The sequence below is a fragment of the Hydrogenophaga sp. GW101-3F08 genome (assembly GCF_059424585.1).
In genome coordinates, this window is the sequence record NZ_JBWKZP010000005.1 from 127,670 (window position 1) to 148,420 (window position 20,751).

The following is a 20,751-nucleotide window of genomic DNA, read 5'->3' on the forward strand; positions in this document are numbered from 1 at the left end:
CTGCGGCGCAACATGGCAGCGGGGGTTTTTGCTCTGTTTTTTAGAGAGTCTCCCCGAAGTTCGTCATTTTTGTCACGCCAGGACCCCCCCTATGGAATGCACTGTCACCTGGACCGGCGCAGCCGGCACCCGCTCCCACATGGGCTTTGTCGCCGAAACCGGGAGCGGCCACGTGCTGACCATGGACGGCGCGCCTGATGCTGCCAAGCCGGAAAACGGTGGCGCCAACCTGGCGCCGCGCCCGATGGAAACCGTGCTGGCGGGCACCGGAGGGTGCACCGCCTACGACGTGGTGCTGATTCTCAAGCGCGGACGCCACGATGTCCGTGGCTGCAGCGTCAAACTCACCACGGAGCGCGCTGAAACCGATCCCAAGGTGTTCACCAGGATTCACATGCACTTCACGGTGACCGGCAAGGCCATCCCGCCCGCGGCGGTGGAGCGTGCCATCACCATGAGCCACGACAAATACTGCTCGGCCAGCATCATGCTGGGCAAGACGGCCGAGATCACCACGGGTTTCGAGGTGCTGGAGGCCTGATCGGGGGCGCGTCGTGGTGCGTCAGATCCGATGCGCCACGGTGGTCATGACCCGGGCTGCCAGCCTCATCAGGCGCTTGACCGGCAGGGGCAGTTCGGATGCGCCCGCCTGTTGGGCCTGCCGGGCGTGGCGGGCCTCATCCTCTTTCATCTGCGCCACGATGGCGCGTGAGGCGTGGTCCTGCGCCGGCAGCCGCTCCATGTGACTGGCCAGGTGGGCCTCAACCTGACGCTCGGTCTCCACCACGAAGCCCAGGCTGACGCCGGGTCCGAAACGACCCGCCAGCAGGCCCAGGCCAAAGGCCCCTGCGTACCACAGCGGATTCAGCAGCGAAGGCCGCGCGCCCAGTTCGTCCAGCCGGGTCTGGGTCCAGGCCAGATGATCGGTTTCCTCCCGCCCCGCGGTCTCCAGTTGCACAGCCAAAGCGTGATCGGGTTGCCGCCCTGCGCCCGTGCTGCGGGCGGCCAGCGCCTGGGCGGTGTACAGCGCCTGCGCGCACACCTCGCCCACGTGGTTCACCCGCATCAATGCCCCGGACTGCGCGCGGTCAACCTCGCTCAGATGGCCCTCTCCATGTTCCGGCAGGTTGGGACAGGCACGCGATGCCCTGGGCGCGACAAACAGCGTGCGCAGGGTCGAGTCGGCGGCGATCAACAGGGCATCCACAGGCATGGCGAGAACTCTCATCTTTGAATCATGTGCACACGAGTATGCCGGCTGGTGAAGCCGGCGCGTGGGGTGTTGCGTTGTCACGGGTGTGCTCACAAGAGCCATCTCGTTCAAAAGCGCAAGTCAACGGGATCGGCGGTCGTGCCCTTCTCCTGGGCGGGCACGGGCCTGGAATGTCGTTCGTTAACAACGGAACGGGATCGAACGGATCAGGGTTTACCCACGAAAGCGGTTCGTGGCGTGGCGGCTGGCGGTGCATTCTGGTGCAATGACCACAGCTTCCAGAACGGAGGTTGGCTCGGGCGAACAAGACCCGCAGCCTCACATTCAACCCTTGGAGAAATCTTCAATGAAAAAGACCTTGATCGCTCTGGCCGCCCTGGCTGCCACCAGCGCTTTTGCCCAATCTTCCGTGACCCTGTACGGTGTGGCCGACGTTGCGCTGACCAAGGTGACCGGCACCTCCGCGGCCCTCGGCGCCAGCAGTGGCCTGAACAACGGCACCAGCCGCCTGGGCTTCAAGGGCACCGAAGACCTCGGCGGTGGTCTGAAAGCCGGTTTCACCTTTGAACAGGCCGTGAACCTGACCACCGGTGCAACCAACGCCAACACCTTTGATCGTGCTGCCTGGATGAACCTGGCTGGCGGTTTTGGTGACCTGCGTCTGGGCCGCAGCCTGACGCCCAACTTCTACGGTGTTGCTGCCTGGGAACTGACCGGTACTGCCAACTACTCCGTGGTTGCCAGCCAGTTTGGCTTCGCGGGTTCTTCGCGTAACGACGCCATGATGATGTACACCAGCCCCAACTTCGGTGGCTTCTCCGTCAGCTTTGGTCACGTGCTCAAGGGCAACAACGCCGACGTCGCCAAGAACAGCCTGAACGCCATCTACAAGAATGGTCCTCTGGCCGTGGGCTTCTCCTACGCCAAGGCTTCCGGTTCCGAAGCTGCCAAGGGCATCGGCGCCAACTACAACTTCGGCGCCTTCCAGCTGGCCGGTTCGGTCATGGACCCCGCCGGTGATTCCAAGGGCTTCTCCATCGGTGGCGGCGTGCAAGCCGGTCCTGTGAACATCGTGCTCGATATCGCCCGCGATACCGAAGCCAAGGACACCGACACCCTGGTGGAAGTGAAGTACCCGCTGAGCAAGCGCACCTTCACGTACGTGGCTTATGTGCGTGACGGCAAGGGCAAGACCCCTGAGAACGTCAACAAGCTGGGCTTGGGTCTGCGCCACAACTTCTGATTTCGCGCTGGCCTTGCGCCAGCCAGTGATCAAAAAGGAAAACCCTGCCGCGTAAGCGGTGGGGTTTTTTTATTCCGGAGCAACAAGTATCTGTATGTGAGGGTGCTGGTGTTGTGGGTGGATCGAGTGTTTCAAAAAACCGACATCTGGTGTATGTAAGCCGAAATTTGCAGGGAAAACCCTTGGCGCTGACTGCGGGGCCATTACCATCACTTCGTGAATCAACCTCACAGCTGGTCTTGATTGCGAGACCGGACATCACTTAAGAAGGAATCCTGTCATGAAGAAAACTCTGATTGCTTTGGCCGTTCTGGCAGCCTCCGGCGCCGCGTTTGCCCAATCTTCCGTGAGCTTGTACGGTATTGCCGATATCGCTTTGACCAAAGCCAAGGGCACGAGCGCTCAGCTCACCTCTGGTGGCGTGAGCGGCAGCCGCCTCGGTTTCAAAGGTACCGAAGACCTCGGCGGTGGCCTGAAAGCCAACTTCCTGTTCGAAGAAGGCATCGATCTGACCACCGGCGCCCTGAAGGGCAACGGTTTTAACCGCCAAGCCTACGTCGGTCTGTCCGGCGGCTTCGGCGAAGTGAAGCTGGGCAACGTGTACACCGCTTACGACGACATCTCCGGTGCCACCAACCCCGTGTTCGATTCCGTGCTGTCTCCTACCGTCGTGTGGGCTTCGACCGGTTACATCAGCAACCCCAACTCCAACATCTACTACGCTTCCCCGTCCTTCGGTGGCGTGAGCGGCGCTGTCAGCTACGCGCTGGACGGCTCCAAGCAGAAGGTGACTTCTGTGAACGTCAAGTACGAAGGCGGCCCGGTCTACGTGGGCTTTGGTTACCAGGACGAAGCTGATCGTACCGGCAAGAAGTTCACCCGCGTGAACGGTTCCTACGACCTCGGCGTTGTGAAGCTGCTGGCTGGCTACGGTCAAGTCAAGCCTGAAGTGGGCGCCAAGACCAACGAGTACTCTTTCGGTGTCGACGTTCCCCTGGGTTCCGCTCTGACCCTGTCGACTGGCCTGGCCTCGTCGAAGGTCGACGTTGACGGTAGCGAGAACATGAACAGCGTTGCCCTGGGCGTGACTTACTCCATGTCCAAGCGCACCACGCTGTACACCGGCTTCCGCAAGGAAAACAAGGCTGCTGGCGACACCAGCCTGTTCGCCGCTGGCGTCAAGCACACCTTCTGATATGGGAGGCCGCAAGGCCGCTTGACTCAGTTGAACAAAAGCCGCTGGGGCAACCCAGCGGCTTTTTTTGTTTGCCTACTTCCCCTGCAGGGGTCGCTGGTGCGGCGGCTACACGCCTTTGTGGAACACAAGACCCGCATGCTCGCGCATCGCGTGGAACTTGATCTTCGGCCAGTTGGCCTCCACGGCGCGCAGCGTCGCCTGGTGGTCCACCAACAGGGTGGGCGCGTCCACCGCGTCCAGTGCCACCCGGTGGCTATTGGCGTCGATGAACTTTTTCAGCTCAACCTCGCCACCGTCCTCCGGCGCACAGGTCACCCAGCGGGCCACCTGGTAGGGGCTTCCCATGATGCGTGCCTTGACGCCGTATTCGTGCTCCAGTCGGTGCGCGACCACTTCGAATTGCAGCTGACCCACAGCGCCCAGCAACAGGACCGAACCCGCCACCGGACGGAAGACCTGGATCGCACCCTCTTCACCGAGCTGGGTCAGACCGGCGCGCAGTTGCTTGCTGCGCAGAGGGTCGGCCACTTCCACGCTGCGGATGATTTCCGGTGCGAAGAAGGGCAGGCCGGTGAACTGGAGGTTCTCACCTTCGGTGAGTGTGTCGCCGAGTTGCAGCACGCCGTGGTTCGGGATGCCGATGATGTCACCTGCAAAGGCCTCGTCCAGCAGCTCTCGACGCTGGGACAGGAAGCTCACCACGGTGTTGGGGCGCAGGTCCTTGCCGGAGCGCACCACCCTGAGCTTCATGCCACGTTCGAAGTGGCCACTGGCCAGACGCACGAAGGCGATCCGGTCCCGGTGGGACGGGTCCATATTGGCCTGGATCTTGAACACCACGCCGGTGAACTTGGGTTCGTCTGGTTGCACGATGCGCTGGATCGCGGCGCGTGTGCCGGGAGGTGGCGCCAGATCAACCAAAGCGTCCAGGACTTCGCGAACGCCGAAGTTGTTCACCGCCGAGCCGAACAGCATGGGCGTCTGCTTGCCTTCCAGGAACTGAGCCTCGTCGAAGGCTGGAGATGCACCGGCCACCAGTTCGAGCTCGTCACGCGCCTGTTCGAACTCGGCACCAAAGCGTTTCAGGCTCTCGGCATTGTCCAGTCCAGCCAGCACCTCCTCTTCGCCGCCCCGGCGGTCTTCGCCCGCGGCGAACACACGCATCTGGTCGGTCCGCCGGTCGTACACGCCACGGAAGGTCTTGCCCATGCCCACGGGCCAGGTGAACGGGACGACCGTCATGCCCAGCTCACGCTCGATTTCGTCCATCAGGTCCAGCGGGGCCTGCACCTCTCGGTCCATCTTGTTGACGAAGGTGAGGATGGGTGTGTTGCGCGCGCGGCAGACCTGCAGCAGGCGCCGGGTCTGAGGTTCCACGCCGTTGCCGGCGTCGATCACCATCAGCGCGGCGTCCACAGCGGTGAGCACGCGGTAGGTGTCTTCGCTGAAGTCCTGGTGACCGGGTGTGTCGAGCAGGTTGATCACGCAGTCGCGGTATTCCATCTGCATGACCGATGAAGCCACCGAAATTCCGCGTTGTTTCTCGATCTCCATCCAGTCGCTGGTGGCGTGGCGCGCGGCTTTGCGCGCCTTGACAGAGCCGGCGATGTTGATCGCGCCCGAGAACAGCAGCAGCTTCTCGGTCAGGGTTGTTTTACCCGCGTCGGGGTGGGAAATGATGGCGAAGGTACGGCGACGCTTCACCTGTTTGGCAATTTCGGACATAGCCCATGATTATCGTTCCCCCCTGGGGGAAGTCGCGCAGCGGCGCAGGGGGCTCGTTCAGAGGGGACAATACGGGGCTATGCACCCCAAAGCCCTCCTCGACGAATGCGCCATCCTGATCGAACAGGTTTTCAAATTTGACCACCCCGCCGACGCCGTGGTGGCCCGCCATTTCCGCGAAAACCGATCGTTGGGGCCGCGCGAGCGTGCCACGCTTTCCGACTCGGTCTATGCCATCCTGCGTGAGCGGCTGAAGTTGGAATGGCTGGCCCGTTCCGGCACGGGTTCCAAGTGGCGCCGGCTCGCCATCCTGGGTTTTCCGGGCGATCGCGACTTTCTCAAGAGCGCGCTGACCGATGCGGAAAAGACCTGGTGGGACCACTGCCTGGCCGTGAACGACGCCGACTTGATGGCACAGCACCGCCACAACTTGCCCGATTGGCTGGCGACCGCATTGCGCGAGCAGGTGGGTGATGAGTTCGATGCGCTTGTGGCCAGTCTGAACCAGCCGGCCGCGCTGGATCTGCGCGTGAATGTGCTGAAGAAGAAGCGCGAAATGGCCTTGGCCGAGTTGCAGCAGGCGGGGCTGGTCTGCGAAGCCACGCCGTATTCACCGCTGGGCATTCGATTGCAAGGCAAACCTTCGTTGGCCAAACTGCCGGCCTTCACGCAAGGCGACGTGGAAGTGCAGGACGAGGGGTCACAGCTGCTGGCACTGCTGCTGGACGCCAAGCGGGGTGAAATGGTGGTGGACTTTTGTGCGGGCGCTGGTGGAAAAACGCTGGCCATTGGTGCGGCCATGCGCAACAGCGGTCGCCTGTATGCGTTTGACACCTCTGGTCATAGGCTCGATGCCCTCAAGCCCCGACTGGCACGCAGCGGACTGTCCAATGTGCACCCCGTGGCCATCGCCCACGAGCGCGACGACCGCATCAAGCGCCTGGCGGGCAAGATCGACCGTGTGCTGGTGGATGCGCCGTGCTCTGGCTTGGGCACGCTGCGCCGCAGCCCTGACTTGAAATGGCGGCAGACACCGCAGACCGTGGCAGCGCAGTCGGAACTGCAACTGGCCATCCTGCACAGCGCTGCGCGCCTGCTCAAACCCGGTGGGCGGCTGGTGTACGCCACCTGCAGTCTGCTGCGGGCGGAAAACGAGGCGGTTTGCGAGGCCTTCGCCCTGGCCCATCCCGAGTTTGAAGCGGTGCCCGTGTCCTCCTTGCTGGAGAGCCTGCACGTGCCACAGGCCGCGTCTCTGTGCTCGGGTGAGCAGGGTCGCTGGATGCGCCTGTGGCCGCATCGGCATGCAACAGACGGCTTCTTTGCCGCCGTCTGGCGGAAAAAGCCTTGAAAATCCGGTAAAAACCCCGATTTTCGGCTGGACTTTCTCCGTTTGGCTGCTGTGGCTAGGTGATTTGCACCCCCGCCTTTAAAATTGAGCCGTCCCTTCGGCCCGATTCGTTCGTGGGCCAGGTTTGTTTGATCCGAACGCTTTCAGGCGTTCTTTTAGGAAATCAATGTTCTCTTCCGATTCGGGGGCTTTTCCCCTTCTGTGGGATGGCCTGATCCAGTTCCTGGCCCATGGGCTGACCGGCGCTGCCTGGTGGCAAGCCATGGTTGTGGCACTGGTGTTGACCCATGTGACCATTGCCAGCGTCACCATCTACCTCCACCGCCACTCGGCGCACCGTGCACTGGATCTGCACCCGGTGGCCTCGCACTTTTTCCGGTTCTGGCTTTGGATGACCACCGGTATGGTTACCAAGGAATGGACGGCGATTCACCGCAAGCACCACGCCAAGTGTGAACATGAAGGTGATCCCCACAGCCCTGTGGTGTTTGGCATCAAGAAGGTGTTCTGGGAAGGCAGCGAGTTGTACCGGGCCGAGGCCAAGAACCAGGAGACTCTGGCACGCTACGGGCACAACACCCCGGACGACTGGATCGAGCGTCACGTGTACACCGGGCGTTCGCGCCTGGGTGTGAGTCTGATGCTGATCATCAATGTTGCCCTGTTTGGCGTGTTGGGCCTGACGGTGTGGGCGATCCAGATGATCTGGATTCCGATCACCGCCGCCGGCATCATCAACGGCATTGGCCACTGGTGGGGATACCGCAACTTTGAAGCCACCGATGCCAGCACCAACGTCTCGCCATGGGGCATTCTGATTGGCGGCGAGGAGCTGCACAACAACCACCACACCTACCCCACATCCGCCAAACTGTCGGTCAAACCCTACGAGTTTGATATCGGCTGGCTCTATATCCGTGTGCTCAAGTCGCTGGGCCTGGCCCACGTGAAAAAGCTGCCACCGAAGATGGCCTTTGGGGATGTTAAACCGGTGGCGGATGAAAAGACGCTGGAGGCCATCATTGCCAACCGGTATGAAGTCATGGCCGGATTTGCGCGTGAACTGCGCACCGCCTGCAAGCGCGAGATCGAAGGTCTGAGGTCCCGCAGCGCCGATGCATCGGTTCTGGACACGGCCCGCCGCTGGCTGCACCGCGATGACGACAAGGTGCCGGCTGATGTCAAACCCCAGTTGGCATTGGCCCGAGCCGAGCATCCGGTGCTCGACAAGATGGTGACCATGCGCGAAGAGCTGCGTGCCCTGTGGTCCAGCACGAACGTCACGCGCGAACAGCTCGCCAGCGACTTGCAGGCCTGGTGTCGTCGGGCCGAAGAAAGTGGCATCGCCGCGTTGCGGGATTTCTCGATTCGCCTGCGCTCCGCGCACGCTTGAGGGGTTGCACCCCCGGCGCCGCGCCTGCGGCACGTCACCCCCTCAAGGGGGCAACACCAGTGGCCCGGCAAAGCCGGTTCCACGGTGTTCTGGGTTGAGACATTTCGCGCCGGACACGCTTGAGATTGTTTTTCCCCAACAAAAAAGCCGCTGTTTTCACAGCGGCTTTTTTGTTGGGTGGTATCCCGCTGAATTACTTCAGCTTGATTTCCTTGTAGTCCACGTGCTTGCGAGCCTTGGGATCAAATTTCTTGATCAGCATTTTCTCGGGCGTGGTCTTCTTGTTCTTCGTGGTGGTGTAGAAGTGGCCGGTACCCGCAGTGGATTCCAGCTTGATCTTTTCGCGTCCGCCTTTGGTTGCCATGGTGTGTGCTCCTTATGCCTGGCCGCGTGCGCGCAGGTCAGCGAGCACGGCGTCGATGCCGTTCTTGTCGATCAGGCGCAGGGCAGCGCCCGACACGCGCAGGCGAACCCAGCGGTTTTCGCTCTCGACCCAGAAACGGCGGTATTGCAGGTTCGGCAGGAACCGGCGCTTGGTTTTGTTGTTGGCGTGGGAAACGTTGTTCCCGACCATGGGCTTCTTGCCCGTGACGTCGCAGACGCGTGCCATGAGGACACTCCGATACTTATATACAGCTGTTGGCCCAGGATGCCGTGGGACATGTGCCCGTTCTGCATCTGGCGTTCCAGCCTCACCTCGCCAGGAAAGGGTGGCGGTAACCCGAATTCGTCACGCACAACCGTGAGTCGGTCAAACGCAGCAAAGCCTTGAATTATAGCGCGAAGGGAAATCGCGCTCCAGTGCCACTCGGCAGCCGCTCGTCAGGACTCGTTTTGTTCCAGGAAGCGTTGGGCGTCGAGCGCGGCCATGCAGCCGGTGCCGGCGCTGGTGATGGCCTGACGGTACACGTGGTCCTGCACATCGCCGGCCGCAAACACGCCCGGCACGCTGGTCATGGTGGCCATGCCCTTCAGCCCGGACTGGGTGACGATGTAGCCGTCCTTCATCTCGAGCTGGCCTTTGAAGATGTCGGTGTTGGGGCTGTGGCCGATAGCGATGAAGCAGCCCTTGAGCGTGAGGTCTTCGGTCTCGCCGGTCTTCGCACTTTTCAGGCGCACACCGGTCACGCCACTCTGGTCGCCCAGCACCTCGTCGAGCGTGAAATGGGTCTTGAGTTCGATCTTGCCCGCAGCGACTTTCTCCATCAGCTTGTCGACCAGGATAGGTTCGGCCTTGAAGGTGTCGCGACGGTGCACCAGGGTGACCTTGCGGGCAATATTGGACAGATACAGGGCTTCTTCGACGGCGGTGTTGCCGCCGCCCACCACGGCCACGTCCTGCTCGCGGTAGAAAAAGCCATCGCAGGTGGCGCAACCTGACACGCCTTTGCCCATGAAGGCTTCTTCAGAGGGCAGGCCCAGGTATTTGGCCGAGGCGCCGGTGGCGATGATCAGGGCGTCGCAGCTGTATTCACCGCTGTCGCCCTTGAGCACAAACGGGCGCTTGGAGAAATCCACCGCATTGATGTGATCGAACACGATCTCGGTCTTGAAGCGCTCGGCATGGGCCAGGAAGCGCTGCATGAGTTCGGGGCCCTGCACACCGTCCACATCGGCAGGCCAGTTGTCCACGTCGGTGGTGGTCATGAGTTGACCACCCTGGGCGATGCCGGTGACGAGCACGGGGTTGAGGTTGGCGCGGGCGGCATAGACCGCGGCCGTGTAGCCGGCGGGGCCCGATCCCAGAATGAGAACTTTGGAGTGCTTCATGTTGCAAGGCCCCATCGAACTTTGGGGCAAGTGGTTTAGAGTTGACGTTGATTCGCGGCTTCCGCGGCCTTGTGCTCAACCTGGGAGGGTGGGCAGGTGATCGAAGTCATTGTATGAAAGAGCGCTGCGTCCGCAGTCCAAGCATAGGAATAAACACATGTCCATCCTGTCCAATCTGGATTTGATTCGCCGGGTACCGCTGTTTTCCACGCTGACGCAGGCGCAGGCCGAATCGGTGGCCGATGCGGTCGTCAAGCGGCGCTTCAAGCGCGGCGAATGCATCGTCGAGCAGGGGAAGAAGTCCAACTGCCTGGCCATCGTGCTGACGGGGCGGGCCCGCGTGGTGACCGCCGACGCCCGTGGTCGTGAGGTGATCCTGGCCACCATGAACCCGGGTGACTACGTGGGGGAGATGAGTCTGATCGACAACCAGCCGCATTCGGCCACGGTGCGTGCCGAGGTGCAGACCGACGTGTTGATTCTGGGGCGGGTGGAGTTCGCGCGCTGCCTGCCGGAAAACACCTCCATGGCCTATGCCGTGATGAAGGGCTTGGTGCAGCGCCTGCGCCATGCCGACCGCAAGATCGAATCGCTCGCCCTGATGGATGTCTATGGGCGGGTGGCCCGCGCGCTGCTGGAGTTCGCGCAACCCGGCAAGGATGGCCAGCTCGTCATCCGCGACCGGGTCTCGCGCCAGGACGTCGCGAAAATGATCGGCGCCTCGCGCGAAATGGTCAGCCGGGTGATGAAGGACCTGGAAGACCGGGGTTTCATCGAGCTGGGGGAGGACGGCAGCACCGTCATCAAGGAACGCCTCAATTCATTGGGCTGACCGACGTTGGCCGTCTCGCGGGGGTTGCCTTCGTGCGGCTCAGCCGCCTGCGCTTGGATGCCCTTGCGCCGGGCGTGAACACGCATCTCCATGGGGTAAGCTTGCCCTCGGAATATTGCGAAGACTATGACCTATTCACTCAACACGCTCAACGCCGACCGTGCCAACCCGGCGCCGGCGGGGGTGACCCGTTTTGCCCAGGAGATCGGGCTCGTGCTGGGCGCCGCGGCGCTGGCGTTCTGGTTGCTGGCCTTGCTGAGCCACTCGCTGGCCGACCCGGCCTGGAGCACCACGGGTACCCGGCCGGAGGCGGGCAACTGGGGTGGCCGGTTCGGCGCCCTGCTGGCCGACTGGAGCTATTTCCTGCTGGGTTTTTCGGTCTGGTGGTGCTTTTTCGCCGGTGTGCGGGCTTGGCTGTCGGCGCTGGCACGCTGGATACGGGGGTACCAGGGGCTGGATGCGGACGACGAGGCGCATTCGCTGGACAAAGTCACCGTGTGGCAACGCATCCGGGGTCAGCGCGCCGTTTTCTGGCTCGCGCTGGGCTTGTTGCTGGTGGCCAGCACCACGTTGGAGTGGAGCCGGCTGTACCGCCTGGAGGGGCTGTTGCCAGGGCATGCAGGGGGCGTGCTGGGCCATGCCGTGGGAACGCTGGCCATGCGCTGGCTGGGGTTCACGGGTTCGGCGTTGGCCATGCTCGCGCTGCTGGTGTTGTGCTTGCCGCGCGTGTTTCGCTTTTCCTGGGGGCACTGGGCCGAAAGTCTGGGTTTCACGCTGGACGGCTGGTTTGAAGCCCGGCGCGAGAAGCGCGAAGCGGTGGAAGACCAGCGCATCGGTGAGCAGGCGGCTCGTGAGCGTGAGGAAGTGGTCAAGGTCGAGCGGGTGGAGATTGAAGAGCACCATCCCATGCCGGTGGTGATCGAGCCCACCCTGATCGATGTGCCCAAGAGCGAGCGTGTGGCCAAGGAGCGGCAGAAGCCGCTGTTCACCGAGATGCCCGACAGCAAGCTGCCGCAGGTGGACCTGCTGGACGGCGCGCCGCTGCACCAGGCGGGCGTGGACAGCCAGACGCTGGAGATGACCAGCCGCCTGATCGAGAAGAAACTCAAGGACTTTGGTGTGGAGGTGCGGGTGGTGGCGGCCGCGCCAGGTCCGGTGATCACGCGCTATGAGATCGAACCCGCCACCGGGGTGAAGGGTTCGCAGATCGTCAACCTGGGCCGCGATCTGGCGCGGTCGCTCTCGCTGGTGTCGATCCGGGTGATCGAGACCATTCCCGGCAAGAACCTGATGGCGCTGGAGCTGCCCAATGCCAAGCGGCAGATGATCAAGCTCAGCGAGATCCTGGGCTCGCAGGTCTACAACGACGCCAAGTCGCTGTTGACCATGGGTCTGGGCAAGGACATCGGCGGCCAGCCCGTCGTGGCCGATCTGGCCAAGATGCCGCACTGTCTGGTGGCCGGCACCACCGGTTCGGGCAAGTCGGTCGGCATCAACGCCATGATCCTCTCGCTGCTGTACAAGGCCGATGCGAAGGACGTGCGCCTGCTGCTGATCGACCCGAAGATGCTGGAGATGAGCGTCTACGAGGGCATTCCGCACCTGCTCGCGCCGGTGGTGACCGACATGAAGCACGCGGCCAACGGCCTGAACTGGTGCGTGGGCGAGATGGAGAAGCGCTACAAGCTCATGAGCAAGATGGGTGTGCGCAACCTCGCGGGTTTCAACCAGAAGATCGACGAGGCCAGGGCGCGTGGCGACATCATCGGCAACCCCTTCAGTCTGACGCCCGAGCAACCCGAGCCGCTGGAGCGCCTGCCGTACATCGTGGTGGTGATCGACGAACTGGCCGACCTGATGATGGTGGTGGGCAAGAAGATCGAGGAACTGATCGCGCGCCTGGCGCAGAAGGCGCGCGCGGCCGGTATCCACCTGATATTGGCGACCCAGCGACCCAGCGTGGACGTGATCACCGGCCTGATCAAGGCCAACATTCCGACCCGGCTGTCGTTCCAGGTGAGCAGCAAGATCGACAGCCGCACCATCCTCGACCAGATGGGGGCCGAGAGCCTGCTCGGCATGGGCGACATGCTGTACATGCCGTCCGGCACCGGTTTCCCGATCCGCGTGCATGGCGCTTTCGTCAGCGACGACGAGGTGCACCGTGTGGTGGCCTATCTGAAAGAGCAGGGCGGTGAACCCAACTACATCGACGGCGTGCTGGAAAGCGCCGCGGGCGATGGCGATGGCGCCGACATGTTCGGGGACGGCGGTGGCGGCAACGGCGAAAAGGACGCGCTGTACGACCAGGCGGTGGAAATCGTGCTCAAGGACCGCAAGGCCAGCATTTCCTACGTGCAGCGCAAACTCAAGATCGGCTACAACCGTGCGGCCCGCCTGCTGGAGGACATGGAGAACGCGGGCCTGGTCAGTGCGCTCACATCGAGTGGGCAGCGCGACATTCTGGTGCCATCGCGTGGCGAATGAACCCACGGTGCAACCTTGTGACCGCAAACGGGTCCGACCCGACATGATCAAAAAACTCCTCACCACCGCAGCGTTTGCGCTGACCACCTTCGCTGTCCACGCCGATGGCCTGAAAGACCTGGAGCAGTTCCTGCGCGACGTCAACAGTGCGCAGGCCAGCTTCACCCAGGTCGTGACCTCGCCCAAACGCACGGGCGAAACCGTGGCGCGCAGCAAGACCTCCAGCGGACGCTTCGAGTTCCTGCGGCCCAACCGCTTCCGTTTCGAATACACCAAACCGTTTGAGCAGACCATCGTGGCCGATGGCCAGACGCTCTGGCTCTACGACGTCGATCTCAACCAGGTGACCGCGCGCAAGCAGCAAGAGGTGCTGGGCAGCACGCCGGCCGCCCTGATCGCGGCGGGCACCGACATGCGCGCGTTGTCCGAGGTGTTCGAGCTGCAGGCGGCGCCCGCGCAGGACGGGCTGGAATGGCTGGAAGCGCGCCCGCGCAACAAGGACGGCCAGTTGCAGAGCGTGCGCGTCGGGTTTCGCCAAGGACAGCTCGCCACGCTGGAGATCGCGGACAGCCTGGGCCAGCGATCGGTGCTGACGTTTGGCCAGTGGCAGGACAACGTGGCGCTGAAGGCCGAGCGTTTCCGTTTCACGCCGCCCGCCGGGGCCGACGTGATCCGCCCCTGAGCGAACACTTTCGCGCCGTGAGTTCGCCCGCCGCTTCCCGCGCATCGCCGCACACGCCGCTGGCCGAGCGCCTGCGGCCGCGCACGCTGGCTGAGGTGATCGGCCAGCAGCACCTGCTGGGCGAAGGCATGGCGCTGCGCCTGGCCTTCGAGTCGGGCCAGCCGCACAGCTGCATCCTCTGGGGGCCTCCGGGCGTGGGCAAGACCACCATCGCCCGGCTCATGGCCGACGCCTTCGATGCCCAGTTCATCACCATCAGCGCCGTGCTGGGGGGCGTGAAAGACATCCGCGAAGCGGTGGAGCAGGCCCAGGCGGCGCGCGATGGCCTGCACCAGCAGCGCACCATCGTGTTCGTGGACGAGGTGCACCGCTTCAACAAGAGCCAGCAGGACGCCTTTTTGCCGCATGTGGAGTCGGGCCTGTTCACCTTCATCGGGGCGACCACCGAGAACCCCTCGTTCGAGGTCAACTCGGCACTGCTCTCGCGCGCGGCCGTCTATGTGCTGCAGCCGCTGGCCGAAGACGATCTGCGCAGCATCATCGGCAAGGCACAGGCCATCGACGCCGTGCCACCGGTGCAGGCTGCCGCGGCCGACCGCCTCATCGCCTATGCCGATGGCGATGCGCGCCGCCTGCTCAACACCCTGGAGACCCTGGCGGTGGCGGCCGCACGCGAAAAGCTGCCGGAAGTCAGCGACGACTGGTTGATGCGTGTGCTGGGCGAGCGTATGCGCCGCTACGACAAGGGGGGCGAGCAGTTCTACGACACCATCAGTGCGCTGCACAAAAGCGTGCGCGGCTCCGACCCGGACGCGGCCCTGTACTGGTTCGTGCGCATGCTCGACGGTGGTGCGGATCCGCGCTACATGGCGCGGCGTTTCATCCGCATGGCCAGCGAGGACATCGGGCTGGCCGACCCCCGCGCGCTGCGCCTGGCGCTGGACGCGGCCGAGGTCTATGAGCGCCTGGGCACGCCCGAGGGCGAGCTGGCCCTGGCCGAGTGTGTGGTGTACCTGGCGGTGGCACCCAAGTCGAATGCGGTTTACAAGGCCTTCAACGAGGCAAAGGCCTTCGTGAAGAAGGATGGCACCCGTCCGGTGCCCATGCACCTGCGCAACGCCCCGACCAAGCTCATGAAGGAGCTCGACTACGGCAAGGGCTACCGCTACGCGCACGACGAGGCCGACGGCTTCGCTGCCGGGGAGCGCTACCTGCCCGAGGGCATGGCCGAGCCGGGGTTTTACCGCCCGGTCGAGCGGGGGCTGGAGATCCGCATCGCCGATAAGCTGCGGGAACTCAAGAAACTGAACAATCAAAAAAACTAATGAAATACCAATCGCTCTGATGCAGTGACTCGCTGCGGTCAAAAATCAGGGTAAACCCGCGATATCTAAGGGCTTACACGCATAAGAACACCCAAACCGCCTCGATACAATGCCGCCACCAACCCGCAGTCTGTCCTGTTCAAGGTCGAGCCTGGCGGGTTTTTTGCTAAGTTGAATCGGGCCAGATTGGGCAATCCGCCTGGGCCCGATAAAAACACGGAGAACTTTTTCATGGAAACCTTGCTACAGCAGATCATCAACGGTCTGGTTCTGGGCAGCATGTATGCGCTGGTCGCCTTGGGTTACACCATGGTGTACGGCATCATCGGACTGATCAATTTCGCGCACGGTGACGTGCTCATGGTGGGCGCGCTCACCAGCTGGACCATCATCGGCGTCATGCGGGAGGCATCGCCCGGCATGCCGCTGTGGCTGATCCTGCTGCTCGCCACGTTGATCGCGATGGTGGTCTGCGCCGCGCTCAACTACACGATCGAAAAACTGGCCTACCGGCCATTGCGCAATTCCTCGCGTCTGGCCCCTTTGATCACGGCCATCGGCATGTCGCTGCTCTTGCAGACCTTTGCCATGATCATCTGGAAGCCCAACCCCAAGTCGTACCCGAACATGCTCTCCACCGATCCGGTGCACCTCGGGGGCGCGGTGATCTCGGTCACGCAGATCACCATTCTGGCGACCACGGCCCTCACGCTGGCGTTCCTGATGTGGCTGGTCAACCGCACCAACCTGGGGCGGGCGATGCGGGCCACGGCCGAAAACCCGCGCGTGGCCGCGCTCATGGGCATCAAGCCCGATGTGGTGATTTCCGCCACCTTCATCATCGGCGCCATGCTGGCCGCCATCGCCGGCATCATGTGGGCGTCCAACTACGGCACGGTGCAGCACGCCATGGGCTTCATGCCCGGCCTGAAGGCCTTCGTGGCGGCCGTCATGGGCGGCATCGGCAACCTGGCCGGTGCGGTGGTCGGCGGCATTGCGCTGGGCCTGATCGAATCGCTGGGCGCCGGTTATCTCGGCAAGCTCACGGGGGGAATACTGGGCAGCCAGTACACCGACATCTTTGCCTTCATCGTGCTGGCCATCGTGCTGACGCTGCGCCCCTCGGGCCTGCTGGGCGAACGCGTGGCGGACCGTGCCTGAGGAGCTGACCATCATGATGAACACCAAATCCGGCAAACTGATCGTTTTCCTGCTCGCGGGCGCAGCCCTGCTGCTCCTGCCCGTCCTGCTGCAGTCCACCGGCAGCAACTCCTGGGTGCGTATTCTTGACATCGCCCTGCTCTACGTGTTGCTGGCCCTGGGCCTGAACATCGTGGTCGGCTACGCCGGCCTGCTGGACCTGGGCTATATCGCGTTCTTCGCGGTGGGTGCCTATGTCTTTGCGCTGTTGGGGTCGCCGCACCTGGCCGATACCTTTCCGGCCATCAAGGCGATGTTCCCCAATGGCCTTCACTACAGCATCTGGATCGTGATGATCGTGGCCGCGGTGATCGCGGGCGTCGTCGGCATGATCCTGGGCGCGCCCACGCTCAAACTGCGTGGCGACTACCTGGCCATCATCACCCTCGGCTTTGGCGAGATCATCCGCATCTTCCTGCTCAACATGGACCGCCCGGTGAACATCACCAACGGTCCCAAGGGCATCAGCCAGATCGACACCATCTCGGTGTTCGGCCTCGACCTGGGCCAACGCCTGACCATTGGCGACTACACCTTCCAGCCGGTCACGCTGTACTACTACCTGTTCCTGTTCTTCGTGGTCGGGGCGGTGATCCTGTCCTACCGGCTGCAGGACTCGCGCATCGGTCGCGCCTGGATGGCCATCCGTGAAGACGAAATCGCCGCCAAGGCCATGGGCCTGAACACACGCAACCTCAAGCTGCTGGCCTTCGGCATGGGCGCCACCTTCGGCGGCGTGTCGGGTGTGTTGTTCGCCTCGTTCCAGCGCTTCGTGTCGCCCGAGTCCTTCTCGTTGATGGAATCGGTGATGGTGGTGGCCATGGTGGTGCTGGGCGGCATCGGGCACATCCCGGGTGTGATCCTGGGGGCCTTGTTGCTCGCCGGCTTGCCTGAACTGCTGCGCCATGTGGCGCACCCGCTGACCGCCATGACCGACGGTCGTCTCGCTCCGGAAATCCTGCGCCAGTTGTTGATCGCGCTTGCCATGGTGGTGGTCATGCTGATCCGCCCCAAAGGCTTGTGGCCCGCGCCCGAGCACGGCAAATCCCTGAGCAAGTGAGCGGAGCAACCAGATGACCGATACGATTCTCAAAGTCGCCAATGTCTCCAAGCGTTTCGGTGGCCTGCAGGCCCTGAGCGATGTGGGCATCGAAATCAAGCGCGGTCAGGTCTATGGCCTGATCGGTCCCAACGGCGCGGGCAAGACCACCTTCTTCAACGTGTTGACGGGCCTGTACACGCCCGACAGCGGTTCGTTTGAGCTGGCGGGCAAACCCTACACGCCCACCGCGGTGCACGAAGTGGCCAAGGCGGGCATTGCCCGTACCTTCCAGAACATCCGCCTGTTCGCCGAAATGACGGCGCTGGAGAACGTGATGGTCGGGCGCCACGTGCGCACCCACTCCGGCCTGGTCGGCGCGGTGCTGCGCACCCCGGGCTTCAAGCGCGAAGAGGCCGAAATCACGGAACGGGCGCACGAGCTCCTGGAGTACGTGGGCATTGCCAAATTCGCCGATTTCAAGTCGCGCACCCTGAGCTACGGCGATCAGCGCCGGCTGGAGATCGCGCGTGCGCTGGCCACCGATCCGCAACTGATCGCGCTGGACGAACCCGCCGCGGGCATGAACGCCACGGAAAAGGTGTTGTTGCGCGAGCTGATCGACCGCATCCGCAAGGACAACCGCACCATCTTGCTGATCGAACACGATGTGAAGCTGGTCATGGGTCTGTGCGACCGTGTCACGGTGCTGGACTACGGCAAGCAGCTCTCGTCCGGTACGCCGGCCGAGGTGCAGAGCGACCCGAAAGTGATCGAAGCCTATCTGGGCACCGGCGGCGCCTGAGGACACAAGAACATGGCAAACACACTACTCAAAGTCAGCGGCCTGAAGGTCGCGTACGGCGGCATCAAGGCCGTCAAGGGCATCAATCTGGAAGTGCGCGAAGGCGAGCTCATTTCGTTGATCGGCTCCAACGGCGCAGGCAAGACCACGACCATGAAGGCCGTCACCGGTTCGTTGGCCTTCGAAGGCGGCGACATCGAATACCTGGGGCAGAGCATCGCCGGCAAAGGCGCCTGGGACCTGGTCAAGCAGGGCCTGGCCATGGTGCCGGAGGGCCGGGGCGTGTTCACCCGCATGACCATTACCGAAAACCTGCAGATGGGCGCCTACATCCGCTCCGACAAGGCGGGCATCGCCAACGACATCGAGCGCATGTTCGGCATCTTCCCGCGCCTGAAAGAGCGCAAGGACCAGCTCGCCGGCACCATGTCGGGTGGCGAACAGCAGATGCTGGCCATGGCGCGTGCGCTGATGAGCCGGCCCAAGGTGCTGCTGCTCGACGAGCCGTCCATGGGCCTGTCGCCCATCATGGTCGACAAGATCTTCGAGGTGGTGCGCGACGTGTCGGCCCAGGGCGTGACCATCCTGCTGGTGGAGCAGAACGCCCAGCGCGCCCTGCAGATCGCCGATCGCGGCTACGTGATGGACTCAGGTGAAATCACCATGACGGGCAGCGGCAAGGACCTGTTGACCGACCCGAAGGTTCGCGAGGCTTACCTCGGGCATTGAGCCCGCCCCTCCTCCCCCGCGCCCCCCCCAGGGGGCAACGCGAGCGGCCCGGCGGAGCCGGTTCCGCCGCATTCTGGGTTCAAGGCATTGCGCGCCGGATATGGTCTGTGCAAGGCCCGATGGGCAAAGCACCGGATTCCAGATTTCACCGGAACTTACAATGACGGGTTGCGCCTCTTGAGGCGCAACCCGTTTTTCATTGCCCAACACCATGACCACCGACCACGCCCAAGCCGCCCCCGCTTCCGACGACAACCAGCTGATTGCGGAGCGCCGCGAGAAGCTCAAGGCCTTGCGTGTGGCCCAGCAAGAGGGCAAGGGTGTGGCCTTCCCGAACGACTTCAAGCCGGCCGACAAGGCCGCGGCCTTGTTCGCGGCGCATGGCGAGGTGAGCAAGGAGGCGCTGGAGGCCACGCCGGTGCGCGCCAGCGTGTCGGGCCGCATGATGCTCAAGCGCGTCATGGGCAAGGCCAGTTTTGCCACGCTGCAGGACGCGTCGTTGGGTCCCTCGGGTGGCCGCATCCAGATCTACCTGAACACCGACAGCGTGGGCGAGGCGGCGCTGGCGGCTTTCAAGCACTGGGATCTGGGCGACATCGTGGCCGCCGAAGGCGTGTTGATGCGCACGCGCACCGGCGAGCTCACCATCCACGCCGACCGCGTGCGCCTGCTCACCAAGAGCCTGCGTCCGCTGCCCGACAAGTTCCACGGCATCCACGACCAGGAGATCAAGTACCGCCAGCGCTATGTGGACCTGATGACCGACGAGAGCGCACGCAAGCGCTTCGTCACCCGCAGCCAGGCGCTCTCCAGCATCCGCGACTTCATGGTGAGCCACGGCTTCCTCGAAGTGGAAACGCCGATGCTGCACCCCATTCCCGGTGGCGCCAACGCCAAGCCGTTCAAGACGCACCACAACGCGCTGGACCAGGAGATGTTCCTGCGCATCGCGCCCGAGCTGTACCTCAAGCGCCTGCTGGTGGGTGGTTTCGACCGCGTGTTCGAGATCAACCGCAACTTCCGCAACGAAGGCATCAGCGTTCGCCACAACCCCGAGTTCACCATGATGGAGTTCTACGCGGCGTACTGGAACTACCGCGACCTGATGGACTTCAACGAACAGCTGATCCGCCACGTGGTGCGCCAGGTGCACGGTGATGCGCCGCTGACCTACAACGGCAAACCGGTGGACGTGGTCTCGCCCTTTGAGCGCCTGACCATCCGCGAAGCGATCCTGAAGTACACCGAGGCCGGTGCCGGCGTGGACGACGCGGTCTGGCTGCTGGAGGCGCTGAAGAAGCTCGGCCTGTCCGAAGCCAAGCACCAGCTCAGCACGCGCAGCCTGGCCAGCCTGCAGGTGCTGTACTTTGAAGAGACGGTGGAAGAGAAGCTCTGGAACCCGACCTTCATCATGGACCACCCGACCGAGATTTCGCCGCTGGCCCGCGCCAACGACGACCGCCCGGAAGTGACCGAGCGCTTCGAGCTCTACATCACCGGTCGCGAATTCGGCAACGCCTTCTCCGAGCTGAACGACGCCGAAGACCAGGCCGCGCGTTTCCACGCCCAGGTCTCGGCCAAGGACGGTGGCGACGAAGAGGCCATGTACTACGACGCCGATTTCATCCGCGCGCTGGAATACGGCATGCCCCCGGCGGGCGGCTGCGGCATCGGCATCGACCGCCTGATGATGCTGCTGACCGACAGCCCCAGCATCCGCGACGTGATCCTGTTCCCGGCCCTGCGCCGCGAGGCTTGACCC

Annotated in this window: 19 protein-coding genes; 14 read left to right on the forward strand and 5 right to left on the reverse strand. The window is 63.4% G+C overall.

Translation table 11 applies throughout. From position 1 onward, the window contains the following. Positions 1-91: 91 nt before the first annotated feature. Positions 92-541, forward strand: coding sequence for an OsmC family protein (locus AC07YZ_RS14640; protein WP_226494315.1), 450 nt, complete (start codon positions 92-94; stop codon positions 539-541). Between the two features lie 21 nt (positions 542-562). Here AC07YZ_RS14640 and coq7 read toward each other — a convergent pair whose 3' ends face one another. Then, on the reverse strand, positions 563-1,213 hold the full coding sequence (coq7, locus tag AC07YZ_RS14645) for a 2-polyprenyl-3-methyl-6-methoxy-1,4-benzoquinone monooxygenase (RefSeq protein ID WP_494795264.1): 651 nt from the start codon (positions 1,211-1,213) through the stop codon (positions 563-565). A 346-nt stretch (positions 1,214-1,559) separates the two neighbouring features. Here coq7 and AC07YZ_RS14650 point away from each other — a divergent pair, with 346 nt between their 5' ends. After that, positions 1,560-2,456: a porin gene (locus tag AC07YZ_RS14650; protein ID WP_494795265.1), complete on the forward strand. Its 897-nt coding sequence runs from the start codon at positions 1,560-1,562 to the stop codon at positions 2,454-2,456. 280 nt (positions 2,457-2,736) lie between these two features. Next, positions 2,737-3,651, forward strand: coding sequence for a porin (locus AC07YZ_RS14655; RefSeq protein WP_494795266.1), 915 nt, complete (start codon positions 2,737-2,739; stop codon positions 3,649-3,651). 108 nt (positions 3,652-3,759) lie between these two features. Here AC07YZ_RS14655 and AC07YZ_RS14660 read toward each other — a convergent pair whose 3' ends face one another. Then, positions 3,760-5,379 (reverse strand): peptide chain release factor 3, encoded by a 1,620-nt coding sequence (locus AC07YZ_RS14660; protein ID WP_494795267.1) that lies wholly within the window; start codon positions 5,377-5,379, stop codon positions 3,760-3,762. Positions 5,380-5,458: 79 nt separating this feature from the next. Here AC07YZ_RS14660 and AC07YZ_RS14665 point away from each other — a divergent pair, with 79 nt between their 5' ends. Both AC07YZ_RS14665 and AC07YZ_RS14670 read left to right on the forward strand, forming a co-directional pair. Next, a complete protein-coding gene (locus AC07YZ_RS14665) occupies positions 5,459-6,727 on the forward strand; it encodes an RsmB/NOP family class I SAM-dependent RNA methyltransferase (protein WP_226494310.1) in 1,269 nt (422 codons plus the stop codon). 166 nt (positions 6,728-6,893) lie between these two features. After that, on the forward strand, positions 6,894-8,120 hold the full coding sequence (locus AC07YZ_RS14670; RefSeq protein WP_494795268.1) for a DesA family fatty acid desaturase: 1,227 nt from the start codon (positions 6,894-6,896) through the stop codon (positions 8,118-8,120). Positions 8,121-8,313: 193 nt separating this feature from the next. Here the strand turns inward: AC07YZ_RS14670 and rpmG are convergent, their stop codons facing one another. The 3 genes from rpmG to trxB all read right to left on the reverse strand — a co-directional run bounded on the left by rpmG (position 8,314) and on the right by trxB (position 9,890). After that, positions 8,314-8,484 carry a 50S ribosomal protein L33 gene (rpmG, locus tag AC07YZ_RS14675; RefSeq protein WP_068173845.1) on the reverse strand — a complete coding sequence of 57 codons (171 nt, stop codon included), beginning with the start codon at positions 8,482-8,484 and terminating at the stop codon, positions 8,314-8,316. Between the two features lie 12 nt (positions 8,485-8,496). Then, positions 8,497-8,730 (reverse strand): 50S ribosomal protein L28, encoded by a 234-nt coding sequence (rpmB, locus tag AC07YZ_RS14680; protein WP_056269541.1) that lies wholly within the window; start codon positions 8,728-8,730, stop codon positions 8,497-8,499. Positions 8,731-8,942: 212 nt separating this feature from the next. Then, the gene (gene trxB, locus AC07YZ_RS14685; RefSeq protein ID WP_494795269.1) at positions 8,943-9,890 is read right to left on the reverse strand and encodes a thioredoxin-disulfide reductase; all 948 of its coding nucleotides are present in this window, start codon (positions 9,888-9,890) and stop codon (positions 8,943-8,945) included. Between the two features lie 157 nt (positions 9,891-10,047). Here trxB and AC07YZ_RS14690 point away from each other — a divergent pair, with 157 nt between their 5' ends. From AC07YZ_RS14690 to lysS, 9 genes are all read left to right on the forward strand, one after another. After that, entirely contained in the window at positions 10,048-10,722 is a 675-nt protein-coding gene (locus AC07YZ_RS14690; RefSeq protein WP_226494308.1) for a Crp/Fnr family transcriptional regulator, read from the forward strand. Between the two features lie 126 nt (positions 10,723-10,848). Continuing rightward, a complete protein-coding gene (locus tag AC07YZ_RS14695) occupies positions 10,849-13,209 on the forward strand; it encodes a DNA translocase FtsK (protein ID WP_226494307.1) in 2,361 nt (786 codons plus the stop codon). A gap of 46 nt (positions 13,210-13,255) precedes the next feature. Further along, entirely contained in the window at positions 13,256-13,891 is a 636-nt protein-coding gene (gene lolA, locus AC07YZ_RS14700; RefSeq protein WP_494795405.1) for an outer membrane lipoprotein periplasmic chaperone LolA, read from the forward strand. 17 nt (positions 13,892-13,908) lie between these two features. Next, positions 13,909-15,216 carry a replication-associated recombination protein A gene (locus AC07YZ_RS14705; RefSeq protein WP_494795270.1) on the forward strand — a complete coding sequence of 436 codons (1,308 nt, stop codon included), beginning with the start codon at positions 13,909-13,911 and terminating at the stop codon, positions 15,214-15,216. Positions 15,217-15,447: 231 nt separating this feature from the next. Beyond that, entirely contained in the window at positions 15,448-16,377 is a 930-nt protein-coding gene (locus AC07YZ_RS14710; RefSeq protein WP_226494304.1) for a branched-chain amino acid ABC transporter permease, read from the forward strand. 13 nt (positions 16,378-16,390) lie between these two features. After that, positions 16,391-17,476: a branched-chain amino acid ABC transporter permease gene (locus AC07YZ_RS14715; protein ID WP_226494303.1), complete on the forward strand. Its 1,086-nt coding sequence runs from the start codon at positions 16,391-16,393 to the stop codon at positions 17,474-17,476. A gap of 13 nt (positions 17,477-17,489) precedes the next feature. Further along, positions 17,490-18,260, forward strand: a complete 771-nt coding sequence (locus AC07YZ_RS14720) for an ABC transporter ATP-binding protein (RefSeq protein WP_226494302.1) — start codon at positions 17,490-17,492, stop codon at positions 18,258-18,260. A 12-nt stretch (positions 18,261-18,272) separates the two neighbouring features. Next, on the forward strand, positions 18,273-18,989 hold the full coding sequence (locus AC07YZ_RS14725) for an ABC transporter ATP-binding protein (RefSeq protein WP_226494301.1): 717 nt from the start codon (positions 18,273-18,275) through the stop codon (positions 18,987-18,989). Between the two features lie 211 nt (positions 18,990-19,200). Beyond that, positions 19,201-20,748 (forward strand): lysine--tRNA ligase, encoded by a 1,548-nt coding sequence (lysS, locus tag AC07YZ_RS14730; RefSeq protein WP_494795271.1) that lies wholly within the window; start codon positions 19,201-19,203, stop codon positions 20,746-20,748. Positions 20,749-20,751 lie beyond the last annotated feature (3 nt).

What these genes read in the sequence shown, in the direction of transcription:
- AC07YZ_RS14640 (WP_226494315.1), top strand. Translation starts at nt 92, where the DNA reads ATGGAATGCACTGTCACCTGGACCGGCGCAGCCGGCACCCGCTCCCAC.
- coq7 (WP_494795264.1), bottom strand. Translation starts at nt 1,213, where the DNA reads ATGCCTGTGGATGCCCTGTTGATCGCCGCCGACTCGACCCTGCGCACG.
- AC07YZ_RS14650 (WP_494795265.1), top strand. Translation starts at nt 1,560, where the DNA reads ATGAAAAAGACCTTGATCGCTCTGGCCGCCCTGGCTGCCACCAGCGCT.
- AC07YZ_RS14655 (WP_494795266.1), top strand. Translation starts at nt 2,737, where the DNA reads ATGAAGAAAACTCTGATTGCTTTGGCCGTTCTGGCAGCCTCCGGCGCC.
- AC07YZ_RS14660 (WP_494795267.1), bottom strand. Translation starts at nt 5,379, where the DNA reads ATGTCCGAAATTGCCAAACAGGTGAAGCGTCGCCGTACCTTCGCCATC.
- AC07YZ_RS14665 (WP_226494310.1), top strand. Translation starts at nt 5,459, where the DNA reads ATGCACCCCAAAGCCCTCCTCGACGAATGCGCCATCCTGATCGAACAG.
- AC07YZ_RS14670 (WP_494795268.1), top strand. Translation starts at nt 6,894, where the DNA reads ATGTTCTCTTCCGATTCGGGGGCTTTTCCCCTTCTGTGGGATGGCCTG.
- rpmG (WP_068173845.1), bottom strand. Translation starts at nt 8,484, where the DNA reads ATGGCAACCAAAGGCGGACGCGAAAAGATCAAGCTGGAATCCACTGCG.
- rpmB (WP_056269541.1), bottom strand. Translation starts at nt 8,730, where the DNA reads ATGGCACGCGTCTGCGACGTCACGGGCAAGAAGCCCATGGTCGGGAAC.
- trxB (WP_494795269.1), bottom strand. Translation starts at nt 9,890, where the DNA reads ATGAAGCACTCCAAAGTTCTCATTCTGGGATCGGGCCCCGCCGGCTAC.
- AC07YZ_RS14690 (WP_226494308.1), top strand. Translation starts at nt 10,048, where the DNA reads ATGTCCATCCTGTCCAATCTGGATTTGATTCGCCGGGTACCGCTGTTT.
- AC07YZ_RS14695 (WP_226494307.1), top strand. Translation starts at nt 10,849, where the DNA reads ATGACCTATTCACTCAACACGCTCAACGCCGACCGTGCCAACCCGGCG.
- AC07YZ_RS14710 (WP_226494304.1), top strand. Translation starts at nt 15,448, where the DNA reads ATGGAAACCTTGCTACAGCAGATCATCAACGGTCTGGTTCTGGGCAGC.
- AC07YZ_RS14715 (WP_226494303.1), top strand. Translation starts at nt 16,391, where the DNA reads ATGATGAACACCAAATCCGGCAAACTGATCGTTTTCCTGCTCGCGGGC.
- AC07YZ_RS14720 (WP_226494302.1), top strand. Translation starts at nt 17,490, where the DNA reads ATGACCGATACGATTCTCAAAGTCGCCAATGTCTCCAAGCGTTTCGGT.
- AC07YZ_RS14725 (WP_226494301.1), top strand. Translation starts at nt 18,273, where the DNA reads ATGGCAAACACACTACTCAAAGTCAGCGGCCTGAAGGTCGCGTACGGC.
- lysS (WP_494795271.1), top strand. Translation starts at nt 19,201, where the DNA reads ATGACCACCGACCACGCCCAAGCCGCCCCCGCTTCCGACGACAACCAG.